Origin of the sequence: Mycobacterium sp. SMC-4 (assembly GCF_050205565.1) — a bacterium.
In the GTDB taxonomy this organism is placed as follows: Bacteria; Actinomycetota; Actinomycetes; order Mycobacteriales; family Mycobacteriaceae; genus Mycobacterium.
This window is the reverse complement of record NZ_JBNMQU010000008.1, coordinates 73108-93766: the sequence shown is the minus strand read 5'-3', so window position 1 is coordinate 93766 and position 20659 is coordinate 73108. Positions and strand designations below refer to the sequence as shown.

The 20659-nt window shown below is 68.5% G+C and carries 20 protein-coding genes; 16 read left to right on the top strand and 4 right to left on the bottom strand.

Annotated features, from left to right (window positions below; all coding sequences use genetic code 11):
* The first annotated feature begins 134 nt into the window (after positions 1–134).
* The 14 genes from ACQI46_RS15395 to ACQI46_RS15330 are packed head-to-tail and all read left to right on the top strand — an operon-like array spanning position 135 to position 14193.
* Positions 135–851, top strand: a complete 717-nt coding sequence (locus ACQI46_RS15395) for an MlaE family ABC transporter permease (protein ID WP_427095073.1) — start codon at positions 135–137, stop codon at positions 849–851.
* A gap of 1 nt (position 852) precedes the next feature.
* Positions 853–1722, top strand: a complete 870-nt coding sequence (locus tag ACQI46_RS15390) for an MlaE family ABC transporter permease (RefSeq protein ID WP_427094885.1) — start codon at positions 853–855, stop codon at positions 1720–1722.
* A 4-nt stretch (positions 1723–1726) separates the two neighbouring features.
* Complete coding sequence (locus ACQI46_RS15385; RefSeq protein WP_427094884.1) at positions 1727–2944, top strand: MCE family protein; 1218 nt, start codon at positions 1727–1729, stop codon at positions 2942–2944.
* Complete coding sequence (locus ACQI46_RS15380; RefSeq protein ID WP_427094883.1) at positions 2941–3972, top strand: virulence factor Mce family protein; 1032 nt, start codon at positions 2941–2943, stop codon at positions 3970–3972. The genes ACQI46_RS15385 and ACQI46_RS15380 overlap by 4 nt, the downstream gene beginning before the upstream one ends.
* Entirely contained in the window at positions 3969–5552 is a 1584-nt protein-coding gene (locus tag ACQI46_RS15375; protein WP_427094882.1) for an MCE family protein, read from the top strand. The genes ACQI46_RS15380 and ACQI46_RS15375 overlap by 4 nt, the downstream gene beginning before the upstream one ends.
* Positions 5553–5567: 15 nt before the next feature.
* Complete coding sequence (locus ACQI46_RS15370) at positions 5568–7202, top strand: virulence factor Mce family protein (protein WP_427094881.1); 1635 nt, start codon at positions 5568–5570, stop codon at positions 7200–7202.
* Positions 7203–7205: 3 nt separating this feature from the next.
* Entirely contained in the window at positions 7206–8351 is a 1146-nt protein-coding gene (locus tag ACQI46_RS15365) for a virulence factor Mce family protein (protein WP_427094880.1), read from the top strand.
* A gap of 3 nt (positions 8352–8354) precedes the next feature.
* Positions 8355–9917, top strand: a complete 1563-nt coding sequence (locus ACQI46_RS15360; RefSeq protein WP_427094879.1) for an MCE family protein — start codon at positions 8355–8357, stop codon at positions 9915–9917.
* Entirely contained in the window at positions 9887–10528 is a 642-nt protein-coding gene (locus ACQI46_RS15355; RefSeq protein ID WP_427094878.1) for a hypothetical protein, read from the top strand. The genes ACQI46_RS15360 and ACQI46_RS15355 overlap by 31 nt, the downstream gene beginning before the upstream one ends.
* Positions 10525–11502 (top strand): RDD family protein, encoded by a 978-nt coding sequence (locus tag ACQI46_RS15350; RefSeq protein WP_427094877.1) that lies wholly within the window; start codon positions 10525–10527, stop codon positions 11500–11502. Before ACQI46_RS15355 ends, ACQI46_RS15350 begins: the two co-directional genes overlap by 4 nt.
* Positions 11499–12047, top strand: coding sequence for a mammalian cell entry protein (locus ACQI46_RS15345; protein ID WP_427094876.1), 549 nt, complete (start codon positions 11499–11501; stop codon positions 12045–12047). Before ACQI46_RS15350 ends, ACQI46_RS15345 begins: the two co-directional genes overlap by 4 nt.
* Positions 12014–12742, top strand: a complete 729-nt coding sequence (locus tag ACQI46_RS15340; RefSeq protein WP_427094875.1) for a mammalian cell entry protein — start codon at positions 12014–12016, stop codon at positions 12740–12742. Before ACQI46_RS15345 ends, ACQI46_RS15340 begins: the two co-directional genes overlap by 34 nt.
* A gap of 9 nt (positions 12743–12751) precedes the next feature.
* Positions 12752–13432: a YoaK family protein gene (locus tag ACQI46_RS15335; RefSeq protein WP_427094874.1), complete on the top strand. Its 681-nt coding sequence runs from the start codon at positions 12752–12754 to the stop codon at positions 13430–13432.
* Complete coding sequence (locus tag ACQI46_RS15330) at positions 13429–14193, top strand: fructosamine kinase family protein (RefSeq protein WP_427094873.1); 765 nt, start codon at positions 13429–13431, stop codon at positions 14191–14193. Before ACQI46_RS15335 ends, ACQI46_RS15330 begins: the two co-directional genes overlap by 4 nt.
* On the opposite strand, the gene ACQI46_RS15325 is transcribed toward ACQI46_RS15330, so the two are convergent.
* From ACQI46_RS15325 to ACQI46_RS15310, 4 genes are all read right to left on the bottom strand, one after another.
* Complete coding sequence (locus ACQI46_RS15325; protein WP_427095072.1) at positions 14190–15221, bottom strand: phosphodiester glycosidase family protein; 1032 nt, start codon at positions 15219–15221, stop codon at positions 14190–14192. The two genes, ACQI46_RS15330 and ACQI46_RS15325, sit on opposite strands and share 4 nt — an antisense overlap.
* Before the next feature lie 309 nt (positions 15222–15530).
* On the bottom strand, positions 15531–16850 hold the full coding sequence (locus ACQI46_RS15320; protein WP_427094872.1) for a PQQ-dependent sugar dehydrogenase: 1320 nt from the start codon (positions 16848–16850) through the stop codon (positions 15531–15533).
* Complete coding sequence (locus tag ACQI46_RS15315) at positions 16828–17598, bottom strand: pirin family protein (RefSeq protein ID WP_427094871.1); 771 nt, start codon at positions 17596–17598, stop codon at positions 16828–16830. Before ACQI46_RS15315 ends, ACQI46_RS15320 begins: the two co-directional genes overlap by 23 nt.
* 82 nt (positions 17599–17680) lie before the next feature.
* Positions 17681–18703 carry a sigma-70 family RNA polymerase sigma factor gene (locus ACQI46_RS15310; RefSeq protein ID WP_427094870.1) on the bottom strand — a complete coding sequence of 341 codons (1023 nt, stop codon included), beginning with the start codon at positions 18701–18703 and terminating at the stop codon, positions 17681–17683.
* A gap of 52 nt (positions 18704–18755) precedes the next feature.
* Between ACQI46_RS15310 and ACQI46_RS15305 the strand changes: the two genes are divergently transcribed.
* Together ACQI46_RS15305 and ACQI46_RS15300 are read left to right on the top strand one after the other, a co-directional pair.
* Positions 18756–19598, top strand: a complete 843-nt coding sequence (locus ACQI46_RS15305; RefSeq protein WP_427094869.1) for a lysophospholipase — start codon at positions 18756–18758, stop codon at positions 19596–19598.
* On the top strand, positions 19595–20584 hold the full coding sequence (locus ACQI46_RS15300; protein WP_427094868.1) for a hypothetical protein: 990 nt from the start codon (positions 19595–19597) through the stop codon (positions 20582–20584). Before ACQI46_RS15305 ends, ACQI46_RS15300 begins: the two co-directional genes overlap by 4 nt.
* Positions 20585–20659: the final 75 nt, after the last annotated feature.

Below are 20659 nucleotides of genomic sequence, written 5' to 3'. Positions count from 1 at the left end.
CCGGTGCGCTACGCCAGTGACAATTTCGTCGCGGAGGCCTCCCGGTGACGATCTCGTCCAAGTCCAACAACCTGACCGGCTACGTCCGGGACCAGGTGCGGCCCGGGCTGGAAGCCGTCGGCGGGTTCGTCCGCATGTGCGTGCTCGTCGGCAAGGCCCTGCTGCGGCCGCCGTTCCAATGGCGAGAGTTCATCCTGCAGAGCTGGTTCCTCATGCGCGTCGCGTTCCTGCCGACGCTCGCCGTGTCGATCCCGCTGACCGTGCTGCTCATCTTCACCCTGAACATCCTGCTCGCCGAGTTCGGCGCCGCCGACGTGTCCGGAGCGGGCGCGGCGATCGGCGCGGTCACCCAGCTCGGTCCGCTGGTGACCGTGCTGGTGGTGGCCGGTGCCGGGTCCACCGCGATCTGCGCGGACCTCGGTGCCCGCACCATCCGCGAGGAGATCGACGCGCTGGAAGTGCTGGGCATCGACCCTATCCACCGCCTGGTGGTGCCACGGGTGGTCGCGTCCACCTTCGTCGCGATCCTGCTCAACGGCGCGGTGATCACCGTCGGCCTGGTCGGCGGCTTCATCTTCGGTGTGTACCTGCAGAACGTGTCGGCCGGCGCCTACGTGTCGACGCTGACGCTGATCACCGGCCTGCCCGAGGTGATCATCTCGATCGTCAAGGCCGCGACCTTCGGTCTGATCGCCGGACTGGTCGGGTGCTACCGCGGCCTGACCGTCGGCGGCGGTGCCAAAGGTGTGGGCACCGCGGTCAACGAGACCCTCGTGCTCTGCGTCATCGCGCTGTTCGCGGTGAACGTGGTGCTGACGACCATCGGTGTCCGATTCGGGACGGGGGCCTGACGTGTCGACGACCGCCGTTCTGAGAGCCCGCTTCCCGCGCGGCGCCGCCACCGCCAAACGTCTGGCCGGTGCGCCGGCCCGCGGCCTGGACTCGCTGGGCCACGTCGCCTGGTTCGTGGTCACCGCGGTCGGCTCGATCGGCCACGCACTGCGCTTCTACCGCCGGGAGATGCTGCGGCTGATCGCCGAGATCGGCATGGGCACCGGCGCCATGGCCGTCATCGGCGGCACCGTCGCCATCGTCGGGTTCGTGACTTTGTCGGGTTCCTCGCTGGTGGCCATTCAAGGTTTCGCGTCCCTGGGCAACATCGGCGTCGAGGCGTTCACCGGCTTCTTCGCCGCCCTGATCAACGTGCGCATCGCCGCGCCCGTGGTGGCCGGGCAGGCGCTCGCCGCCACGGTCGGTGCCGGCGCCACCGCCGAGCTGGGCGCCATGCGCATCAGCGAGGAGATCGACGCCCTCGAGGTCATGGGCATCAAGTCGATCTCGTACCTGGTGTCGACGCGCATCATGGCCGGGTTCGTCGTGATCATCCCGCTCTACGCGATGGCGATCATCATGAGCTTCCTGTCCGCGCAGGTGACCACCACGATCTTCTACGGGCAGTCCGTCGGCACCTACGAGCACTACTTCCGTACGTTCCTGCGGCCGGACGACGTGATGTGGTCGTTCATCCAGGCGATCATCATCTCGGTGATCGTGATGCTCAACCACTGCTACTACGGGTTCTACGCCAGCGGCGGCCCGGTCGGTGTGGGTGAGGCCGTCGGCCGCTCGATGCGGGCCTCGCTGGTCGCGATCGTCTGTGTGGTCCTGTTCGCCTCGTTGGCGCTCTACGGCGTCGACCCGAACTTCAACCTGACGGTGTAGCGCCATGACCGCCCCCGAGAATTCACCTCGCCAGCCCCCGTACAAGCTGGCCGGACTGGTCCTGGCCATCCTCGCGATCATCGTGCTGGTCGTCGTCTTCCTGCAGTTCCGCGGCGAACTCATGACCCGCGAACGGCTGACGATGCTGTCGGCGCGCTCGGGCCTGTCCATGGACCCGGGCGCGAAGGTCACCTACAACGGCGTTCAGATCGGGCAGGTCGGCCAGGTCGACCAGGTGACCGTGGACGGCGAACCGCGCGCCAAGATCATCCTCGAGGTCGACCCGCGCTACCTCGAGCTGATCCCGCAGAACGCGGACGTCGACATAGCCGCGACGACGCTCTTCGGCAACAAGTACGTGTCGTTCTCCACGCCGGAGAACCCGTCGTCGGAGCGGATCGACGCCAGCGACGTCATCGACGTGACGTCGGTGACCACCGAGTTCAACACCCTGTTCGAGACGGTGGTGTCGCTGGCCGAGCAGGTCGACCCGATCAAGCTGAACCAGACGCTGACCGCGACGGCCGAAGCGCTCGACGGGCTCGGTGACCGTTTCGGCGAGTCCATCGTCAACGGCAACGAGATCCTCGCCGAGATCAACCCGCAGATGCCGCAGATCCGCCGCGACAATCGGCTGCTCGCCGATCTGACCGACATCTACGCCGGAGCGGCGCCCGATCTGTTCGACGGTCTGGAGAACGCGGTCACCACCGCGCGCACCCTCAACGCGCAGCGCGGCGACGTCGACCAGGCGCTGATGGCGTCGGTCGGGTTCGGCAACACCGGCGGGGACGTGTTCGAGCGCGGCGCCCCGTACTTCATCCGTACCGCCGAGGACCTGATCCCCACCACGGCGCTGCTCGATGAGTACAGCCCGCAGTTCTTCTGCATGTTCCGCAACTACCACGACGTCGAACCCAAGATCAGTGACGCGCTGGGCGGCAACGGATACTCGCTCAAGACGCACTCGCAGGTGCTGGGTCTGGGCGCCGGCAACGCGTACGTCTATCCGGACAACCTGCCTCGCGTCAACGCCAAGGGCGGCCCCGGTGGCCGACCGGGCTGCTGGCAGCCCATCACCCGCGATCTGTGGCCCGCGCCGTTCCTGGTGCTCGACACCGGCGCATCCATCGCCCCGTACAACCACCTGGAGTTGGGCCAGCCGCTTCTGACCGAATACGTCTGGGGACGCCAAGTCGGAGAGCACACGATCAACCCATGAAAATCACCGGAACCGCGATCAAGCTCGGCGCCTTCTCACTGGTGCTGCTCATGTTCACCGCGATCATCGTGGTGGTCTTCGGGCAGGTGCGTTTCGACCGCACCACCGGGTACTCGGCGATCTTCTCCAGTGCCAGTGGTCTGCGGCCCGGCCAGTTCGTCCGCGCCTCGGGAGTCGAGGTCGGCAAGGTCAAGGGTGTCGAACTGATCGACGGCGGCACCAAGGTCAGGGTCGACTTCAACGTGGACCGCTCGCTGGACCTGTTCGACGAGACCCGCGCCTCGGTCCGTTACCTGAACCTCATCGGCGACCGCTACCTCGAGCTGACCCGCGGCGACAGCAACACCAAAATCTCTGCGGGAGCGACCATCCCGCTCGAACGGACCCAGCCGGCGCTGGACCTCGACGCGCTGATCGGCGGCTTCCGCCCGGTGTTCCAGTCGCTGGAGCCCGAGAAGGTCAACACCATCGCGCAGTCGCTGATCACCGTGTTCCAGGGACAGGGCGGCACCATCAACGACATCCTCGACCAGACGGCGTCGCTCACCTCCGCGCTGGCCGACCGTGACCAGGCCATCGGTGAGGTCGTCAAGAACCTCAACACCGTGCTCGAGACGACGGTCAGACATCAGCAGCAATTCGACGAGACCATTCAGAACTTCGAGGTGCTCATCACGGGGCTGAAGAACCGCGCCGACCCGCTGGCCGGATCGGTGGCCGACATCAGCGACGCCGCGGGCACCATCTCCGATCTGCTGGCCGACAACCGGCCGCTGCTCAAGGACACGGTCACCAAGCTGGAAGTGCTCCAGGAGCCGCTCGTGGAGCAGCGCGAGGAGCTCAACAAGTTCCTCGACGACCTGCCCGACGCGTTGGGGATCATCGGCCGGTCAGGCGGTATCTACGGTGACTTCTTCAACTTCTATGCCTGCGACATCACGTTGAAGCTGAACGGGTTGCAGCCGGGCGGGCCGGTACGCACCGTCAAGGTGTGGAGCCAGCCTTCGGGTAGGTGCACGCCGAAATGAGAGTCCTCGAAGGGTCCAATCGCCTCCGCGGCGGATTGATGGGCATCATCATCCTGGTCATCGTGATCGGGGTGGGACAGAGTTTCGCCAGCGTGCCGATGCTGTTCGCCCAACCCAGGTACTACGCGGAGTTCGCCGACACCGGCGGTCTGAACACCGGTGACAACGTCCGCATCGCCGGCGTCGACGTCGGCACCGTGCAGTCCATGGAGATCGACGGTGACCGCGTCGTCATCGGCTACTCGCTGGGTGGCACGCAGATCGGCACCGACAGCCGCGCCGCGATCCGCACCGACACCATCCTGGGCCGCCGCAATCTCGAGATCGAACCGCGCGGCGACGATCCGTTGCCGCCCAGCGGCGTCATTCCGTTGGCGCGCACCAGCACGCCGTACCAGATCTACGATGCGTTCGCCGACCTGACCGACTCGGCCGCCGGCTGGGACACCCAGACGGTCAAAGAATCGCTCAACGTGCTGTCGGAGACCATCGATCAGACCTACCCGCACCTGAGCGCGGCGCTGGACGGGGTGGCGCGCTTCTCCGACACGATCGGCAAGCGTGACGACCAGGTCAAGCAGTTGCTCGCCAACGCCAACAAGGTCGCCGGGGTGCTCGGCAACCGCAGCGGGCAGATCAACGCCCTGCTGGTCAACGCGCAGACTCTGCTCGAGGCGGTCAACGAGCGCAACTACGCCGTCGGCCAACTACTCGAACGGGTCTCCGCCTTCTCGGCGCAGGTGCGCGGCTTCATCGACGACAACCCGAACCTGAACCGCGTGCTCGAACAGCTGCGGGTGCTGTCGGACATCCTCAACGCGCGCAAGATGGATCTGGCCGACTCGCTGTCGTCGCTGTCGAAGTTCATGGTGTCGCTCGGCGAGGCGCTCGCTTCGGGCCCCTACTTCAAGGTGATGCTGGCCAACCTGGCCCCGTACTGGATCCTGCAGCCGTTCGTCGACGCCGCGTTCAAGAAGCGCGGCATCGACCCCGAGGAGTTCTGGCGCAACGCCGGCCTGCCGGCCTTCCGCTTCCCGGACCCGAACGGCACCGGTTTCCCCAACGGTGCACCGCCGCCGGCGCCGACGCCGCTGGAGGGCACGCCCGAAAACCCGGGCCCCGCAGTGCCGCCCGGCTCGCCGTGCTCGTACACGCCGCCGGCCGACGGTCTGCCGCGGCCCGGCAACCCGCTGCCGTGCGCGGACCTGACGGTGGGACCGTACGGCGACAACCCCTACGGCCCGAACTACGAGAATCAGCGGCCGAACGTCGCGACGTCGGCGCCCAACGCGCACGGCCCGCAGCCGTCGCCGGGTGTGCCGGCCGCGGCCATCCCCGGCCAGCTGTCCCCGGACGTGCCCGGCGCGCGGGTGCCGCTGCCGGAGGCGCCTCCCGGGGCGCGCACCGTTCCGCTCGCGCCGCAGCCGTCGGCGCCGGACTTCACCCCCGGTATCGCTCCGCTGCCACCGGCACTGGACGGACCGCCACCGCCTCCGGGTCCGGGCCCGGTGCCCGGTCCGGCGGGCCAGCCGCTGCTGCCGGGCAATCCGCCGTTCCTCCCACCGGGATCTCAGGGCTGAGGGGGATCGAGAACCATGTCGACTGTCTTCAACGTCCGCAACCTCAAGGTGCCCGCGGTGTCCCGCGGCGCGTTGATCATCGGGACGATCATCGTGGCGCTCGCCCTCATCGGCGGCCTCGTCGGATGGAACCTGTACAAGGGGCTGACCACCAAGACCGCGGTCGCCTACTTCACCCAGACGTTGGCGCTCTACCCGGGCGACAAGGTCCAGATCATGGGTGTCCAGGTCGGCACGATCGACAAGATCGAACCCGCCGGCGACAAGATGAAGGTCACGTTCAACTACGAGAGCAAGTACAAGCTTCCCGAGGACGTGACGGCCTCGATCGTGAACCCCAGTTTGGTGGCGTCGCGGTCCATCCAGTTGGCGCCGCCCTACACCGACGGAAACGTGTTGCCGGACAACGCCGTTCTGGGTCTCGACCGCACGCAGGTGCCCGTCGAGTACGACGATCTGCGCAACTCCCTGGATCGGCTGCTGACCGACCTGGGCCCCACCCCCGAGCAGCCCAAGGGGCCGTTCGGCGACATCATCGAGTCGGCGGCCTACGGGTTCGCGGGCAAGGGCAAGCAGCTCAACGAGACGCTGACCAACCTGTCCGAGGCGCTGTTCGCGCTCAACGAGGGCCGCGGGGACCTCTTCAGTGTGGTCAAGAGTCTGGCGCTGTTCGTCAACGCGCTGCATCAGAGCGACCAGCAGTTCGTGGCTTTGAACAACGACCTCGCCCAGATCACCAACGCATTCAGCAACACTGATCAAGAGGTCGCCACCGCGCTGCGTGACCTCAACCAGTTGCTGTCCACCACAAGGGAATTCGTCAACGAGAACGGCGAAGTCCTGGCCCACGACATCAACAACCTGGCCGACGTCACCAACGCGATCCTGCAGCCCGAGCCACGCGAGGGCCTGGAGACCGCGCTGCACGCCTACCCCAACGTCGCGGCCAACCTGATGAACATCTCGTCTCCGAACGCGGGCGGCATCGTGTCGATGCCGGTGATCTCCAACTTCGCCAACCCGATGCAGTTCATCTGCAGCGCCATCCAGGCCGGCAGCCGGATGGGCTACCAGGAGTCGGCCGAGTTGTGCGCCCAGTACCTCGGGCCCATCCTCGACGCGATCAAGTTCAACTACCTGCCGTTCGGCGCGAACCAGCTGCAACCGGCATACACGCTGCCCAAGCAGATCGCGTACTCCGAACAGCGTCTGCGGCCGCCGCCGGGATACAAGGACACGACCGTGCCGGGCATCTTCTCGCGGGACACGCTGTTCTCGCACGGCAACCACGAACCCGGCTGGGTCGTTGCGCCGGGCATGCAGGGCGTCGAGGTGCAGCCGTTCACCGCGAACATGCTGACCCCGGAGTCACTCGCCGAGCTGATGGGGGGCCCGGACATCACGCCGCCGCCGGCCCCGCCGGCGTTCGGGACCACCCGCAACGGCAACCTGCCCGGTCCGCCGAACGCGTTCGACCAGAACAACCCGCTGCCACCGCCCTGGTACCCGCAGCCGGGTCCGCCGCCGGCGCCTGCGCCCGGGGTGATCCCGGGTGATCCGCTCGGCGCGATCGCTCCGGCGGCACCGCCGGCGCCGGCCGCGCCCTCGGCGCCGACGGGACCGTTGTTGCCGGCCGAGGCAGGAGGCTGAGCCGTGGCCAGATGGAGCACAATCGCCAAGCGCGCCGGTGCGCTTGGTGCGGCCGCACTGGTTCTGACGTCGTGCGGATCCTGGAGGGGCATCTCGAACGTCCCGCTGCCGGGCGGTCCGGGTACCAGTTCGGACGCGACGACGATCTACGTGCAGATGCCGGACACGTTGGCGTTGAACGTCAACAGCCGGGTGCGCGTCGCCGACGTCTACGTCGGCAGGGTCCGGGCCATCGAGCTCAAGAACTGGGTCGCGACGCTGACGCTGGACCTCGAGCCCACCGTGCAGCTGCCGGTCAACGCGCTGGCCAAGATCGGCCAGACCAGCCTGCTGGGCACGCAGCACCTGCAGCTGGACATGCCGCCGGATCCCGCGCCGGAAATGCTGGAGAACGGTGACACGATCCCGCTGGCGAACGCGTCCGCCTTCCCCAACACCGAGCGGGTGCTGGCCAGCATCGCCACCATCCTGACCGGCGGCGGCGTCAGCAACCTGGAAACCATCCAGACCGAGATCTACAACGTCCTCAACGGACGCGCCGATCAGATCCGGACGTTCCTGGGACAGCTCGACACCTTCACCGCCGAACTCAACGCGCAGCGCGACGACATCACCCGCGCCATCGAGAACACCGATCGGCTGTTGGCGGTGGTGGCCCAACGCAACGACACACTGGACCGGGTGCTGACCGAATTCCCGCCGCTGATCGAGCATTTCGCGGAGACCCGGGACCTGTTCGCCGATGCGGTGGAATCGCTGGGCCGGATCAGCAATGCCGCCGAGGGTGCGCTGGAGCCGTCGTCTGACAACCTCAACACCAACCTGGCCAATCTGCAGCGGCCGCTGCGCGAGTTGGGCAAGTCGGGTCCGTACCTGATCAACGCGCTCAAGATCTTCCTGACCGCGCCGTACAGCATCGAGAACGTGCCGAAGGCCATCCGCGGCGACTACATCAACGCGTCGCTGACCGTGGACCTGACGTTGTCGGCCATCGACAACGGGTTCCTGTCCGGCACCGGGGTCTCGGGCATGCTGCGCGCGCTCGAGCAGTCGTGGGGCCGCGACCCGGCGACGATGATTCCGGATGTCCGGTTCACCCCGAACCCGAACTCGGCACCCAACGGACCACTGATCGAAAGGGCGGAGTGAGCGATGCTGACCCGCTTCGTCAAGATCCAGCTGATCATCTTCACGATCCTTACCGTGGTCGCGCTCGGCGTGCTGGGGTTGTACTACCTGCGGTTGCCGAGTCTGGCCGGGGTCGGGCAGTACACGCTGCACGCCGATCTGCCCCGGTCGGGTGGGCTGTACGAGACGTCGAACGTGACCTACCGGGGCACCCAGATCGGCAAGGTGACCGCGGTCGAGCCGACCGAGACCGGTGCTCGAGCCACCATGAGCATCGACAACCGGTACAGGATCCCCGTCGACGTCGTCGCGAACGTGCACTCGGTGTCGCCGATCGGTGAGCAGTATCTGGACCTGGTGCCCCAGGGCGACTCCGACCAGTACCTCAGCCCGGGACAGACGATCACCGAGAGCACGGTGCCCGCGCCGGTCGGTCCGGCGCTCGACGCGGCCAACGAAGGTCTGGCGGTGCTGCCCAAGGAACAGATCGACACGCTGCTGACGGAGACGTCGTTGGCCGTGGGCGGTCTGGGACCGACTCTGCAACGGTTGGTGGATTCGACCACCAACCTCGCCGAGGGCTTCCGCGACAACCTGCCGCAGGTCAACGACATCATCGCGAACGCCGCACCGATCCTGCAGAGCCAGGTCGACTCGGGTGACGCGATCGCTGCGTGGTCGCGCAACCTGAACACCATCGCCGGGCAGGCGGCGAGCGAGGACGCGGCGCTGCGCAGCGGACTGTCGCAGGCGGCGCCGACGCTGGACCAGGTGACCACGGTGTTCAGCGATGTGCGGGAGGCCCTGCCGCAGACGCTGGCGAATCTCGCGGTGGTCTCCGACATGCTCAAGCGCTACAACAAGGGCCTCGAACAGACGCTGGTGATCTACCCGCAGGGCGCCTCGCTGCTGCAGATGGGTTCGATCTTCGAAGACGGTGGCCTGCTGCACTTCGGTCTGTCGATCAACCAGCCGCCCCCCTGCATGACGGGCTTCCTGCCGGCGTCGGAGTGGCGGTCGCCGGCCGACACCAGCACCGCGCCGCTGCCGTCGGGCACCTACTGCAAGATCCCGAAGGACTACCAGGGCAACGCGGTCCGCGGCGCCCGTAACTATCCGTGCGCGGATGTCCCGGGCAAGCGGGCCGCCACCCCGCAGGAGTGCCGCAGCGACGAACCGTATGTCCCGCTGGGCACCAACCCGTGGTACGGCGACCCGAACCAGGTGCTGGCCTGCCCGGCTCCGGGCGCCCGCTGCGACCAGGGCGTGGACCCGGGCCGCGTGATTCCCGCGCCGTCGGTCAACAACGGCATGAACCCGCTGCCCGCCGACCAGCTGCCCAAGCCCGAACGGCTCGCGCCCACCAGCGATCCGGTCAGTGCTCCGGGCTCGGGTACCGTCAGCTGCAGCGGGCAGCAGCCCAACCCGTGCACCTACACCCCGACCCAGGGCCCGCCCGGAACCACCGCGGCATACAGCCCGAGTTCCGGCGAGGTGGTCGGCCCGGACGGCGTCCGGTACAACGTCAACAGCTCGACCAACACAGGAGACGACGGATGGAAGGAGATGCTGGCACCAGCCGGCTGATCCCCGACCCCGAAACCGGTTCGGTCGACGAAGCGCTCATCACGCCGGAGGAGACTCCCGCCGCGACAGCCGGTGATGCGACACCGGACCAGACCGCCGATACCCGCCGTCCGGCACGGCTGGGCAACGGCTGGGTCACCACGATTTGTGTGTTGTTGATCCTGCTGACCGCCGGTGCGGCCGTGGGCGGTTACTTCGCGGTGCGTGCCAACGACCGCGCCGACGAGATCGCCCGCGCCGACGAGGCCGCCCTGGCCGCGGCCAAGGAGTGCATCGCCGCGACCCAGGCGCCCGACACCGCTGCGATGACCGCGGCGCAATCCAAGATCCTCGAATGCTCGACGGGTGAATTCGGGGTGCAGGCCGGGCTGTACAGCAGCGTGCTGGCCGAGGCATACCAGGCCGCCGACGCGACGGTGAAGGTCGACGATCTGCGGGCGGCCGTGGAGCGGCACAACGACGACGGCTCGGTCAACGTGCTGGTGGCCGTGCGGGTGCGCATCACCAACGCCGAGGCCGCCGATCAGCAGGTCGGCTACCGGTTGCGGGCCACGATGGCCTTCGACGAGGGCCGCTACCGGATCTCCAAGATGGATCAGGTCACCTCGTGACCACCGTTCTCGACGGCGTCGTCGTCTCCGCGGAGGAGACCGACGAGCGTCCGCAGCTCGCGTCCTGGCCGGCGCGGGCCGGTGCGCTGGCGGTCGACGTGCTGCTCCCGATCGGTGTGGCCGCGACGATGGCACTGCTCGCGTTGGGCGCCGCCGACGACTCATGGGCCCGTTGGGTGTTCATCGCCGGTTTCGCGCTGACGCTGCTGGCCCTGTTGGGGAACCGGCTGGCGTTGCCGGTCGCCACCGGCTGGACTATGGGCCGTGGGCTGTTCGGCATCGCCGTCCGCCGCGGCGATGGCGGCACGGTCGGTCTGGCGCGGTTGATCGCGCGCGACCTGGCGCACCTGCTCGACACCGGATCGTTGTTCGTCGGGTGGCTGTGGCCGCTGTGGGATCGACGCAACCGGACGTTCGCCGACATGCTGACCGGCACCGAGGTGCAGAAGGTGACGCGGCCGGGGCGCGACATGCGGCGCCTGGTGGCCGGTGTGCTGATCTCGGCCGCCGTGTTGAGCGCGGGTGCGGCCGGTCTGGGATACGGGGCGGTGTACCGGCAGGATCAGGCCGTCGACGCGGCGCGTGCACAGATCGCCGAACTGGGCCCGCGCATCGTGGAGCAGATGCTCAGCTACAGCGCGGATTCCATCGACGAGGACTTCACCCACGCCCAGGAGTTGACCACCGCCGCCTATCGCGAACAGTTGGTCGCCCAGCAGGACGCGGTCCGCAAGGCGGGCGCGACCACCAACGAGTACTGGGCTGTCAGCAGCGCGGTGCTGACCGACCCGCCGGTCACCCGGGACCGGGCCGCCATGCTGCTGGCGATGCAGGGCCAGCGCGGCGCCACCGCCGAGGACCTCAAGTTCATCACCGCCACCGTGCGCGCGGAGTTCGAGAAGGCCGGCGACCAGTGGCGCGTCGCGAACCTCACGGTGCTCAAGGCGCCCCAGATGAGTCAGGCCGGCCAGTGAGTCCGCGCCGCAGATTCGACGAGCAGACCGACTACTTCCAGAGCCCACCGGCGCGGAAACGCCGGTGGGGGATGGCCATCGTCAGCGCCCTGTCGGCGCTGGTGATCGCCGCCGCGATCACCGCGGCCACCCTGATGCTGGTACAGCAGCAGGCCGACCGTCGCGCCGACGTCCAAGAAGCCGCCGCGCTGGGATACGCGCGCGAGTTCATGACCATGTACACCAGCCTGGACCCGTTCAACGCCAACGCCTACGCCGACCGGGTCGCCGCCGAAGCCACCGGTGAATTCGCGAAGAACTTCAACGAGAAGGTCAACGAGATCCTGGTTCAGGTCGCGCGGTCGGAGCCGTCCACCGGTGAGGTGCTCGCCGCGGGCGTGCAGCGCTGGAACGACGACGGCAGCGCCGACGTTCTGGTCGCCACCAAGGTCACCTCGACGATGCCGGACGGCAAGACCACCATCGAGAGTGGGAGCCGCTGGATCGCCACGACGATCAGGGAAGGACAGCAGTGGAAGATCAGCAACCTGATCCAGGTGATCTGACCACCGACGCGCCCAAGACGCCCTTCGGCAAGGCCAGCCGGCAGTCCAGAACGGTTGAGGTTGAGCAGGATTCGCCGGAGCCTGATGCGGATCCGTCGGAGCAGTCCGACGCGGATTCGCCGGAGCAGTCCGACGATGACAACCACGTTGTACTCGTCGAGCACCGGCCGGCCGGTCGGGGCGCCCTGATCGCGGCCGCGGTCGCCGCGGTCCTGTTCGTCGGGGCGTCGGCGTTCGCCGGCGCGGCCGTGCAGCCGTATCTGATGCAGCGCGCGCTGGTGGAGACGAAGCTGGACATCGCCCGCACCGCGACCAGCGCCATCACCGCCCTGTGGACGTACACGCCCGAGGACATGAACACTCTCGCCGATCGCGCCACGGTGTTCCTGGGCGGCGACTTCGCCGCGGAGTATCGCCGCTACATCGACGCGATCGTCGAACCGAACAAGCAGGCGCAGGTCACCAACACCACCCAGGTGATGGGCGCGGCGGTGGAATCGGTTGCCCCGGCCGGTATTCCGACCGAGGCCACCGCGATCGTCTACACCAACTCGGTGGCGACCAGTCCGGTGACCAAGAACATTCCGTCCCTGCGGTATCTGTCCTACCGGTTGACCATGCAGCGCGACGGCAGCGACTGGTTGATCACCCGGATGTCGACGATCACCACCTTCGACCTGACGCCTCAGCTGTAGTCGGTCGCCGTGGCACTACCGTCTCCGGTGTCGCGGCGGCTGACCGTCACCGCGTTGTTGCTGCTGACCTTCACCACGGGTCTGGTCGACGCGGTCAGCGTCCTGGTCCTCGGTCACGTGTTCGTCGCGAACATGACCGGCAACGTGATCTTCCTCGGGTTCTGGTTCGTGCCGCACTCCGGAGTGGACCTGACCGCCGCGATCGTGGCGTTCGCCGGCTTCGTCGTGGGAACCATTGCCGGAGGGCGTTTTTCGCGGCATCTGGACCACCACGTGCGACGCTGGCTGGTCACCGCGCTCGGTGCCGAGATGGTGCTGCTGGCGGTGTTGGCGGTGCTCGCCGGAACCGGGGTGCTCGACTACCGCGACGATTCGAAGCTGTGGCTGATCGCGGGTCTGGCGGTGGCGTTCGGCAACCAGAATGCGACGGCGCGCCAGTTCGGCATCCAGGAGCTGTCCACCACGGTGCTGACGTCGACGATCGTCGGCCTGGGTTTCGACAGCCGGTTGGCCGGGGGGAGCGGGCAGGGCGAGAAGCTGCGCTACACCGTGGTTCTCACGATGTGCGCCGGCGCGGTGGTGGGCGCGACGCTGACCCGGATCACCGTGGCGCCGATCATCGGGCTGGCCGCGGTGATCGTCGCCGTCAGCGCGGCGATCTTCTGGTTCGGGCGAGGCGGCGAGGCGTGATGCAGTTCGTCAAGCGCAGCGCGGCAGCTCCGCGCGGCTTCTTCGCCTGCGAGGCCGCCGGCCTGCGGTGGCTGTCGTCGGCCGACGGTGGTGTGCCGTGCGCGCAGGTGCTCGCCGTCGACGACCACGCGCTCACGTTGGAGCGGCTGACGTCCGTCGCGCCCACCGTCGCGGCGGCCCGTGAGTTCGGTGTCCGGCTCGCCCGGACCCATGCCGCCGGCGCGGACGGCTTCGGCGCGCCGCCGACCGGATGGACCGGGCCGATGGGGTTCTTCGGTCCGCTGGAGCAGCCGCTGCCGATGAGCTACACCCACGAGACGTCGTGGGGTCGGTTCTACGCCGAGCACCGGATCCTGCCGATGCTCGAGCACGCCGCCCCGCGTCTGGACCCGGCCACCGCGCAGACGGTGCACGAGGTCGCGAACCGTTGTAGCGCCGGGGATTTCGACGACGATGACGTCGCGTGCCGACTGCACGGTGACCTGTGGAGCGGCAACGTGATGTGGACCGCCGGCGGGGTGGTTCTGATCGACCCGGCGGCGCACGGCGGTCACCGGGAGACCGATCTGGCGATGCTGGCGCTGTTCGGGTGCCCGCATCTGGACGCGGTGCTGGCCGGATATCAGAGCGAGCATCCGCTGCGGCCCGGGTGGCGTGATCGCATCGGCGTGCACCAGCTGTACCCGCTACTGGCGCACGTCGCGCTGTTCGGCGCCGGCTACGTCGGCGCGACGCGCTCGGCCGCGCTGGGGGCGCTTTAGTTGAACGCCAGCCACGCCGGCTGTGCGCGCTCGCGGGAATCGCACAGCACCGCCATGGTGTCGCAGGACCCGCGTGGTGCGCCGGCACCCGCCCACATGCCGCCGGTGTCGCGGCGCAGCACGATCGCCGACGAGCCGCCGCCGTCCAGCAGCACCGCGGTGTCACTGCCCAGGCCGCGGTACAGGTCCTGGATCTGGTCGGGCGTGTAGTTGCCGCCCTGGAACACGTACATCTCGTCGCGGTCGCGGACGTAGCCCAGCGCGGTGCGCGCCGCGCTGGGGCCCGGGTCGTTGAGCTGTCCGGTGTCGCCGGGGGCCAGCAGCCCGATGCCGGCGACCGCGACGAACCGGGTGCCCTTGTCGAGCAGACCGGCGATGACCGGTGTCGCGGCGTCGTAGTCGTCGTCGCTCTTGGGTGACACCACGAACGGCGCACCCTTGACCGGCAGGACCATCGTCGACAGGGCCATCCAGTTCTCGTTGCCGCCGGACAGTCCCTGTTTGCCGGCGTAGGCCAGCGTGCCGGTGACCTTGGTGTTGGTGCGGCCGAGGCCGCCGGTGTTGTCGACGTAGGCGCCGAGCGGGGAACTGCAGCCGGTGGTCTTCCACGAACCGCCCTGCTGGCCGCGCACGTCGAAGAAGTTCGCGTTGATCGCGATGGTCGGCTGCCCGAGCGCCTGCCAGGCCTGCAGCGGTGAGTAGATCTCGGAGGCCTGCCACAAGCCTTCCGAGGTGCGCGCCCGCGGATCGCGCTCGCAGCGCGCCTGGTAACCGGTGTGCGAGTCGGCCAGCAGCCGCGGCGCCAATCGCGCGGAGGCTGCCTTGATGATCATCAGCCGGCCGCCGTTGTTCATCTCGTACCAGTGCCCGGCCGCGTTCTGCATGGGCGCCGGGAAACCGGAACCGAAGTTGTAGACGAGATAGGAGCCGCGCGTGTTGGCGATCGCCGCGGCCAGCAACTCCCGGGCGTCGGCTGCTGACGCCGGGGGAGCGGCCAGGATCGCCGCGACCGTCACGACGAAGACCACGGCGAGCGTCCGGATACCGGCGGCGGCGCGGCGCGATGCGACGACGACACGGTTCACCGGAGCTCCTCACGTCATGGCTTCAGCAAACGACTCGGGCAGAACAACACTAGTCACATTGACACCAGTGTCAACTTTGATAACTGTCGAATAACAGCAATGTTTCACGTGAATCACCGAACGGCCGCAGTTTCTGTGACTGGTGAGGTTGCTGTTGCGTAAGTGTCGCAGGCTGACGACCGCCCGACCGGCGCGGCAGAATTCCTAAACCGGTGACGGCCCGCCCGGCGCAGGGCCGCTAGCAAACAGACGTCAGGCGGGCGGCGCCAGTCGGTAGATGGCATCGGCGCTGTCGTCGGTGATGTAGACGGCACTGTCCGGGCCGACAACGGCGGCCACCGGACGTCCCCAGCGGGACCCGTCCTCGGCCTGGAAGCCCCCCACCAACGTCTGCTGGTCACCCAACCCGCCGTCCCGCCACGGGTAGAACGACACCTCGGGTTCGCGTGGCGGCTGACGGTTCCATGACCCGTGAACCCCGATGAGCGCACCGCGGGCATACGGCTCGGGCAGTCCGCCGTCGGCGAAGCTCATTCCCAGCGGCGCCGAGTGTGCACCCATCGACTGCTCGACCGCGGGCAGCGCCGAGCAGTCCATCCGTTCTCCGTCCGGGTTGGTCTGCACGTCGCGGATGAACGGCAGATCGGCCGGTCCGCCGTCGGAGTTGCAGTACGGCCAGCCCAACTCGCGGCCCGGGGTGAGCCGGGCGATCTGCTCGGGCGGATGGTCGCCGACGTAGTCGTCGAGGACCCGACCGTAGTTGGGGCCCGGCTCGGGGAACGCCACGTTGTCGCGGCCGTTGTTCGCGGTCCAGATCGCGCCGTCGGGCGCGGTCGCCAGACCGGTGCCGTTGCGCACCCCGGTCGCGAACGGCTCGGGTGGTCCACCGCCGGGCGGAACGCGCATGATGACGGCGCGCGGCGGGTCGGCGGTGCGGTCCTCCGCGGAGACGTTGCCGGTCGAACCGATCGAGAAGTAGACCGCGCCGTCGGGCCCGACGGTCACGCTCTTGAGCGCGTGGGCGTAGGCGCCGCGCAGGTCGGGACTGCGGTCGTCGGGCAGCCCGCCGGCGATCACGCGCTGTCCGGTCGCCGCGCCGGCGGTGTAGTCGTAGGCGACGATCTGATCGCTCTCGGCGACGTAGAGAGTCGACCCGTCGAAGGCCAGCCCGTGCGGCTGGTCCAGACCGTCGAGCAGCACGCTCTCCTCGCCGGTGTCCTCGGTCGGGGTGAAGCGCAGCACGGTGCCGGCGCTCGGTACCGAGACCAGCAGGGTGCCGTCGGGGGCCCAGGCGGCCAGCCGGGGGCGCGGGGTGCGGGCCCACACCGACATCGTCCATCCGTTCGGGATCACCGCCCGTCGGTGCTCGTCGAACGGTGCGGCGGCCAACTCGGTCGGCACGCCGACGAGCACCTGCCGGCTGCCGGCGGCGGGACGCGCGGAGGTCGGCGCCGGTGTGGCGCTGGTCGAGGTGTCCGGTTCGGGTTCCGGCGGCTGCTGTCCGCAGCCGGCGAGCAGTGCGGCGCACATCGCCAGCGCCCCAAAACCTTTACGTCGCACCGAGACCGGCATGCATCTCCCAAATCAGGATTTCGGCGGGCTCGGTCGCGGTGACCCGTTGGCCGCCCGAGGCGGTGAACCGCACGGCATCGCCCTCGCCGAGCGGGCCGGCGTCCTCCAGTTCGACCTGGCCGCGGGCGACGAACAGGTGCAGATACGGCGCTTCGGGCAGCGTGACGCTCTGCCCGGCGGCCAGGCGTGCGCCGTGCAGGGCGGCGTCCCGGTTACCGATGGTGATCGCAGTGGTGTCGCGGTGCCGGGCCATGCCTGAGGCGATGGTCACCAGATTGCCGGTCAGCAGTTCGTCGTCGATCTCGAGCTGTTGGTAGCCCGGGTCGAGGCCGGTCTCATCGGGGGCCACCCACATCTGCACGAAACGCACAGGCTCGCTGTGGGACGGTTCGCCGGTCAGCGTCCACGAGTCGTTCTTCTCGGAGTGCAGGATGCCCCGGCCTGCCGACATGCGCTGCGCCAGCCCGGGGTAGATGACCCCCGCGTTGCCGGTCGAATCCTGGTGCACCAGCGACCCGCGCAGCACCCAGGTGACGATCTCCATGTCGCGGTGGGGGTGAGTCTCAAACCCGGCCCCGGGCGTGACGATGTCGTCGTTGTTGACCAGCAGCAGCCCGTGGTGGGTGTTGTCCGGCTCGTAATGGTGGCCGAACGAGAACGAGTGCTTGGAGTCCAGCCAGTCGATCGTCGTGGCAGCGCGGTCCTCGGCGCGCCGGATATCGACGGTGGTGCTGCGGCTGGCGGTCATGCGGTCACTCCTCCGAAGTGTCGTTGCCAGCCTAGGTGTGGCTTCGGTGACCGACAACGACGCCGGTCGCGGCGGTGACCGTTCAGTCGAGAGCCTCGGGCAGACCGAACTTGGTGAAGAACCCGTCTTCCTTGAACGCCACGACGTGGGCGATGCCGTCGGTACGCGCATCGATGACGTGCAGTTGGAACGCCTCGTGGCGCCCGGATACGGGGTTGAGCAGGTACAGCGCCGCCGTCGGCTGACCGTTCGCGGTGGTGAGCAGAAACCGCATGTCGCCGGCCTTCTCGGCCGGGCAGTGCGTCTTCGACAGGGTGACGATGTTCTGCGGGCCCTGGTACCAGCCGTCGAAGGGTGGCATCTCCCAGACCGCCTCGTCGGTGAACAGCTCGACGAGCCGGTCGATGTCGTAATCCTCGAATGCCGAGGTGTAGCGGGCCAGCAGGTCGGCGACCTCCGGGGAGCCGGATTCCAGGGCGGTGCTGTCCAGGTCCGGCTGTACCTCGTCGAGGTGCGCCCGCGCCCGCTGCAGCAGGCTGTTGACGGCCGCGGTCGATGTGCCGATTGCCGCGCCCACCTCGGCGGCCTTCCACTGCAGCACCTCGCGCAGGACCAGCACTGCACGTTGGCGCGGCGGAAGGTGTTGCAGCGCAGCGATGAACGCCAACCGCACCGACTCGCGGGATTCGGCGATGACCGACGGGTCCGACGGGTCCTCGCGGTGTGCGTCCGGCAGTGGTTCGAGCCAGGTGATCTCGCGGCGGTCGAAGATCTCGCCGGTCGGGTCGGACGCCGGCTGGCCCAGCCCGCTGGGAAGGGGGCGGCGCTGACGCCCCTCCAGGGCGGTCAGGCACGTGTTGGTGGCGATGCGGTAGAGCCACGTGCGCACCGAGGACTTGCCCTCGAACTTCGCATACGACTTCCAGGCCCGCAGGAAGGTCTCCTGAACCAGATCTTCGGCATCGTGCAGCGAGCCGGTCATGCGGTAGCAGTGCGCCAACAACTCTCGCCGATACTGCTGCGCGTCGGCGAGAAAGTCATCCTCGGTGCTGCTGTGAACTGCCGAAACGGTCACGAGGGGCAGCTTACGCAGTCGGGCCGACAAACACAGCGCCCGACGACGGCCGGTTTAGCGGGTGCCCGATAGGCTGGCCGCAATGGCCGTGACCCACAGCGAACACAGATTCCACGGAGTCGGTGGAATCGAGATCGTCTACGACGTGTGGACGCCCGCCGCAGCCGACGCACGCGGTGTGGTGATCCTCGCCCACGGTTACGCCGAGCACGCGCGCCGGTACGACCACGTCGTCGCGCGCTTCGGCGCCGCCGGGCTGATCACCTATGCGCTCGACCACCGCGGCCACGGCCGTTCCGGCGGCAAACGCGTCTACCTGCGCGACATCGCCGAGTACGCCAACGACTTCCACACCCTCGTCGGCATCGCCGCGCGTGAGCACCCGAACCTCCCGCGCATCGTCGTCGGGCACAGCATGGGCGGCGCGATCGCCTTCACCTACGGCGTCGAACACCCCGACGACTACCGCGCGATGGTGCTGTCCGGGCCGGCGGTCGACGCAGCGGCGTCGGTGTCGCGGGCGAAGGTCGCCATGGCCAAGATCGTCGGCCGCATCGCACCCGGACTGCCCGTCGAGAAACTGCCCGCCGACGCGGTGTCGCGCGACCCCCAGGTCGTCGCTGCCTACGAGAACGACCCGCTGGTGCATCACGGCAGGCTGCCGGCCGGCGTGGCACGCGCACTGATCGGGGTCGGCGAGACCATGCCGCGCCGGGCCGCGGCGATCACCGCACCCCTGCTGGTGGTCCACGGCGAGCAGGACCGGTTGATCCCGGTGCAGGGAAGCAGGCGGCTCGTCGAGTGCGTCGGCTCCACCGACGTGCAGCTGAAGGTCTACCCGGGGCTCTACCACGAGGTGTTCAACGAGCCCGAACAGGTCGCCGTGCTCGGCGACGTGACCAGCTGGATCGAGTCGAGACTGTGAGAATTATTGGAGCACTGCTGATTTCGGCTGCCGTCGGGTTGGTGGGCGGGTGTTCGTCGGAGCCGGAGAGCGCGTCCTGGACCGACCAGGAGGTGACGTTCGACGCCGACGGGCTGACCGTGCACGGCACTTACCGGCACCGCGGCGAACAGACCGGCCCCGCCGCGCTGCTCATCTCCGAGAGCGGCAACACCGACCGCAACGGCGACAACCAGGTCGCCGGCCCGATCGGCAACATGCGGCAGCTCGCGGAACTGCTGTCCGAGCGGGATGTGGCCAGCCTGCGTTACGACAAGGTCGGCACCGGCCGGACGGGGCTGGGCCGCTACGCGGAGGACCCGAACGCAGTCGTCAGCGCGGTGTACACCACGGGCGCGAAGGCCGCCGTCAAGTTTTTGGCCGAGCAGCCCGGCACCGACGACGACCGCCTGTCGGTCTACGGGCTGGGAGAAGGCACCATCCACGCGCTGGCGCTCGCCGGTGACACCGCCCCCGAGGCTCCGAAGATCCACTCGCTCGGGCTGTTTCAACCGATGCCCGGCCGCTACCTCGACATCATCACCACCCGCGTCGAAACCGACGGAGCCCCCGAGACCATCGCGACCTGGCGTGCGGCAGTCGAACAGATCCGCAACACCGGCACCGTGCCGGAGAACCTGCCCGACGGGCTGACCGCGATCGTGAACCGCGGCAACGTCGCCGCGGTCGCCGAAGCCGACAAGATCGACCCGCTGGCGCTCGCCGCGGCGGTGCCTGCCGGCACGCCGGTACTGCTGACGTGCTCGGACTCCGACAGCCAAGCCCGCTGCGACGCCGTACGCCCGCTGGCCGAGGCGCTGAGCCACACCGACCTGACGCTGGTCGAGCTCACCGGCGTCAACCATGTGCTGCGCGACGACCCGACCGACGCCATCGCCAACTACGCCAAGAAGGAGCCGTTGTCGCCGCAGGTCGTCGAGGCCCTCGACGGGTTCGTCGGTAAATAGGTTGTGGATCAATCCGGTTGTGGGGACAGAGGAATCGGTTGGCGATGGTTCGTCGTAGCTGCTCTCTAGGGTCGC